Genomic DNA, 3,942 nt, shown 5'->3' on the forward strand with positions numbered 1-3,942 from the left:
TGCCGGGCAGGCCGAGCGTGCCGACGTATCCGGCCGCCGTCACGTCCTGGTCGAAGACGACCTGGTACATCCCGGTGGCGAGCCGGTCGGCGACGCGACCGCCGCACCCGGATCCTGGCCACCGTGCTGCCTCCGTCGGTGCTGCTGCGCTGGCGGACCGCCACGGCCGACACGTCGTCCCGTCTCGTGACCGGGTACGGCCGGGCCCGCTACCGCATGGTCAGGTGGAGCCCGCGCCGCCTGCTCGCCGGCCGTCTGGCCCGCTGACGACCAACCCGCCCACCCACCAGGACGCTCACTGACCACGGCGCTCACTGACCACGGCGCTCATCCGCTGCCGGGCCGGGATGTCTTCCGGCCCGGCAGCTCTGTCTTCTGGCCGGGTCGGGCGCCGGACAGCTCGATGCCGTTCGACTGATGTCACTCAGACATATTCATGTCAGGGAGACATCACGCCGCCACGGCCTGTACCTCGCCAGGCCCACCGCATCAGCATCAGCAAGATCTTGGAAGAAAGTGGCCCCCTGAGGGGCCCGGATCTTCCAAGATCTCTCGAGAACGAGGCGGCCCCAGGCCGCAGGCGGGGGCCAAGGGGCCGGCGGGCGGGGCGGCGGGGCCGGCGGGATCAGCAGGACGGGAATCGGGCGCCGGGGCGCACGGAAACGCCGAACGTCGCCGGTCAGCCCGGCGACGGGCCGGCGTCGCGGCGGGGTTACCGCCTCAGCGGCGGACCGTGGTCAGCGGTGCCCCTCCGGGCGCTGCCGCCACCGGTCCTCCATGCGATCCAGGATCGAAGGGCGGCGACCGGTTCGACCGCGGGGACGGCGACGGCTCGTCGTGCCACCCACCACGTGCAGGTCGGGCGACTGCGCCCGACGGTGCGACTGCACCCCGTAGCCCAGCGCGACCAGCATGACGACGAACCCCGCCACTGCCAGTGGCGGAGTGGCGATCACCGCGCCGTACACCAACAGGGCGAGGCCAACGACGACCACGACGGCGGCCACGAGCAGGCGACGTCGCGTCTGGAAACGCGGGTCACTGGCGCGCACGGCCGAGGCGAATTTGGGGTCCTCGGCAAGCGACCGCTCGATCTGCTCGAACAGCCGCTGCTCGTGCTCCGAGAGCGGCACGGCACTCCTCCCCGGTCATGTTGGTCGGGCCCGGGCGGGCCGACAGACCGTGGCAGCCATCCGGCTGCTTACCCGCAAGTCTACGAGGGCCCTCGCGCGTCGGAAAGCGGGACGACCTATGGCCGGGGTGGATTTTCCTTTTGTTGGCGGTCGCGGGCAGCGAGCAGACTGGCCGGACCTATGACGGACCGCCCGAAACGGGCAGCAGCGGCGTCCGCGGCAGCTTCCGCTTCGCGCCATCCGCGCTCGGGCGCGCCGAGGGTGAGCTGTCGAGGGGTGTCCTGGACCGGCGCGAGCCCCTCGGCGCGTACGCCGACCAGCCGGATCCGCTCACCCGGGTCGAGTGCGGTGTAGAGGGCCCAGGCCGTGTCGAACAGTTCCCGTGCCACATCCGTCGGCACGCCGAGGGTGCGGGACCGGTTGACGGTGCGGAAGTCGGCCATCCGGACCTTCAACGACACCGTCCGCCCCACCTGGCCCGCCCGGCGCAGCCGGACCCCGACCTTCTCGGAGAGGGCGAGCAGAGCGCGGCGGATCTCGACCGGGTCGGCGACGTCGTTGTCGAAGGTCACCTCGGCGCCGATCGACTTCTCCACCTGCTCGGGGCTCACCCGGCGCGGGTCACGCCCCCAGGCCAGCTCGTGCAGGTGCCGGGCGGACGCCTCGCCGAGGGCCTTGCGCAGCATGCCGTAGGGCGCCTCGGCCAGGTCACCGATGGTGGTCAGGCCGAGGCGGCGCAGCGTCTCGGCGGACCGCTCCCCCACCCCCCACAGCGCCGACACCGGTAGCGGGTGCAGGAAGTCGAGCACCTGATCTGCCGGGATCACCAGCAGGCCGTCGGGCTTGGCCCGGGTGGAGCCGAGCTTGGCGACGAACTTGCTCGGTGCCACACCGACCGAGCAGGTCAGCCCCTCCTCCCCCGCGACCCGTTCCCGGATCCGCCGGGCGATGGTGGCCGGTGGCCCGAACAGCCGTCGCGCACCGGCCACGTCGAGGAACGCCTCGTCCATGGAGAGCGGCTCGACCAGCGGGGTGACGTCGCGGAAGATCTGCATGACCGCCCGGGACGCGGCCGAGTAGGCCGCGAAGTCCGGCGGCAGGAAGACCGCGTGCGGGCAGAGCGCCCGGGCGCGCATGGTCGGCATGGCGCTGCGGACGCCGTACCGTCGGGCCTCGTAGCTGGCGGAGCTGACCACGCCGCGCGGCCCGATGCCGCCGACCACGACGGCCCGGCCGTGCAGCTCCGGCCGGGAACGCACCTCGACGGAGGCGAAGAAGGCGTCCATGTCGACGTGCAGCACGGTGCAGTCGGTGTCGTCGGCGTCCGGCCCGAAACGCGGATCGCCGCCCCTCGGCAACGACTGACTGCGACCCATGACCGCAGGCTAGCCCCCGGGTCCGACGACACCGCGGGCGGAGCGCGGCGGGCGCCGGCCGGTCAGCCCCGGACGACCAGCAGGGGGATGGTCATCTCCGCCGCGGTGTCGGCACCGTGGTACGCCACCAGACGCGACGCCATCGGCGGTTCGGACCGGCTGGCGAGGACGGCGTGGGTGCCGTTGCTGACCACGACCACGTCGCCGATGCGGGCGAGGTGCTCCTCGGGCACCGGGCCGAACCAGCCGTCGGCGACCATCTCCTCCCGGGTCCGCACCCGGGCCGTGTCACCGAGCACCGTCGACCAGGTGGCGACGACGTCGTCGCGGGCGCCCGGCTCGACGTGCAGGTAGCGGACCCGGGGCTCACCGGCGACCACCGCCACCCCGGCGCGCAGCCGGGCATCGGTGTCCAGGTCGACGCGGTGTCCGGCCGGGATGTCGAGCTGGCCGTGGTCGGCGGTGACGAGCAACGCCGCGTCCGGCGGCAGCCCGTCGACCAGTCGGGCGAGCAGCCGGTCCACGTCCGCGGCGGCGGTCCGCCAGGGCACCGAGTCGACTCCGGTGAGGTGGCCGTGCCGGTCCAGGTCGGGGTGGTAGCCGGAGACCAGGGTGGGTCCGGAGCCGGCGGCGAGCGCCGTGAGCATCTGCCCGGCCAGCGCGTCGACGCCGGTCGCGCCCCGGTAGTCACCGCCCCGGTTGGCGGCCACGGTCAGCCCGCTGCCGCCGAACTCGGGCCGGCTCACCACGGTCACCGCGACCCCCGCCGCCTGCGCCCGCTGCAACTGGGTGGGGACCGGCTGCCAGCGCGTCGGCTCGGGGTCGGCCGCCCACTCCACGTGGTTGAGGACCCGGTCGGTCCCGGGGATCCGCAGGGTGAACCCGAGCACCCCGTGCGCGCCGGGCGCCGTGCCCGTGCCAAGCGTCACCAGGCTGGTCGGCGTGGTGGAGGGGAAGGCGGAGGTGAGCGGACGGCCGGCGGTCGCGGCCAACCCGGCCAGGGTCGGGGCGTACGGGGCGGCGGTCGGGATCTGGTGCCAGCCGAGGCCGTCGACCAGCAGGACCGCGACGCGGCGTACCCCGTCGAGGGTGGTGCTCAGGCCGAGCGTGTCGGCGGCTCCGGGCACCCCGAGCACCGCGAGCGCGGCCGGCAGGACGTCGGCGAGACTCGCCTCGCCGTAGCGGGGCGCGACGATCTCCAGCGACCCGGGGGGACCGCTCATGCCGGCCGGCGGGCGAACAGGTGCAGCTGGGCGGCGAGGTCCCGCCAGGGAGCCCGCGCGGCGAGTGCCCGCTCCAACTCGATCAGCGCGGTCGGCTGGCCGTCGGCGACGGCGGCGGGCAGCAGGTCGGCGAGGACACGTACGCCGTGGATCTCCTCGACCGCGAGCCCACCGGAGGCCAGCAGCGCGGCGGCGCTCTCGGCGTCGTAC

General features: G+C 74.3%; 4 protein-coding genes and 1 pseudogene. 1 reads left to right on the plus strand and 4 read right to left on the minus strand.

Annotated elements, in window-relative coordinates; genetic code table 11:
• Positions 1-123 precede the first annotated feature (123 nt).
• Entirely contained in the window at positions 124-267 is a 144-nt protein-coding gene (locus AB0I76_RS24465) for a hypothetical protein (protein ID WP_357039769.1), read from the plus strand.
• Positions 268-737: 470 nt separating this feature from the next.
• Here AB0I76_RS24465 and AB0I76_RS24470 read toward each other — a convergent pair whose 3' ends face one another.
• The 4 genes and pseudogenes from AB0I76_RS24470 to AB0I76_RS24485 all read right to left on the minus strand — a co-directional run.
• Positions 738-1,133: a DUF3040 domain-containing protein gene (locus AB0I76_RS24470; protein WP_357039759.1), complete on the minus strand. Its 396-nt coding sequence runs from the start codon at positions 1,131-1,133 to the stop codon at positions 738-740.
• Between the two features lie 116 nt (positions 1,134-1,249).
• Positions 1,250-2,509 carry a DNA polymerase IV gene (locus AB0I76_RS24475; protein WP_357039763.1) on the minus strand — a complete coding sequence of 420 codons (1,260 nt, stop codon included), beginning with the start codon at positions 2,507-2,509 and terminating at the stop codon, positions 1,250-1,252.
• 62 nt (positions 2,510-2,571) lie between these two features.
• Complete coding sequence (locus AB0I76_RS24480; RefSeq protein WP_357039766.1) at positions 2,572-3,732, minus strand: nucleotide pyrophosphatase/phosphodiesterase family protein; 1,161 nt, start codon at positions 3,730-3,732, stop codon at positions 2,572-2,574.
• Positions 3,729-3,942: pseudogene (locus AB0I76_RS24485) on the minus strand (SAM-dependent methyltransferase); the annotation flags it as partial. The pseudogene AB0I76_RS24485 and the gene AB0I76_RS24480, both read right to left, overlap by 4 nt.

It is taken from the genome of Micromonospora sp. NPDC049799 (assembly GCF_040656655.1).
Taxonomy (GTDB): Bacteria; Actinomycetota; Actinomycetes; order Mycobacteriales; family Micromonosporaceae; genus Micromonospora.